The 752-nt window shown below is 44.0% G+C and carries 1 pseudogene; it reads left to right on the top strand.

From position 1 onward, the window contains the following. Positions 1-38 precede the first annotated feature (38 nt). A pseudogene (locus tag L2748_RS24160) lies at positions 39-710 on the top strand (IS5 family transposase); the annotation flags it as partial. Between the last annotated feature and the right edge of the window lie 42 nt (positions 711-752).

Genomic DNA, 752 nt, shown 5'->3' with positions numbered 1-752 from the left:
AGAACTGACTTGTTTTACTCGGAAAACCTCACCTTCAATGCCCTGACTATACATTGCTCTCAAAGCGCTTAAGTACACTTGGGTTAATCACTCCTCGTTTTAAAAAATGCGAGGGAATAAGAGATGATGTTGTCGCGATAGCGATTGATTCCACTGGGTTGAAGCAATTTGGCAGAAATGAGTGGCACCAAGAGAAACACAAGGTTGATGGTAAACGCACTTGGATAAAAGCCCATTTCGCAGTAGGAACAAACCACATCATAGAAGCCGCGCTAATGACAGGAAAGGATGAGATGGACGACCAGGTTGTCGGTGACCTATGTGAGCAAATAACAACGGATATCGGGCATGTAACCGCAGATAAAATGTACGATACCAATGCCGTTTATCAAGTGCTTAACTCGCACTCACCTAATGCAGAGATTGTCATCCCGCCGAAAGACAACACTTTCGCAGACAACCGGCACCATTCCAAACGTATGAGCAACTTAATAGAATGCGCTGCTGTTGGGATAATGAAATGGCAAAAGCGGCGGCATTATGGTCGGCGAAATGTATCGGAAACCGCGATGCAGAGATACAAAAAAATAATCGGCAGTAGGCTTCATAGTCGAAAGCCAAAGAACCAAAGTCAAGAAATGTTATTAGGTTGTTCTATTTTAAATCGCTTCACCCACCTTGGTATGCCTGATAGCTATCGAGTGGCCTGAGCATACTCAAAGACAAGAGAGATTGAGTATTGCAACAAAGCC

Source organism: Shewanella sairae (assembly GCF_023283535.1).
GTDB classification, from domain to species: Bacteria; Pseudomonadota; Gammaproteobacteria; order Enterobacterales; family Shewanellaceae; genus Shewanella; species Shewanella sairae.
This window is presented reverse-complemented; position numbering and strand designations above follow the sequence as displayed.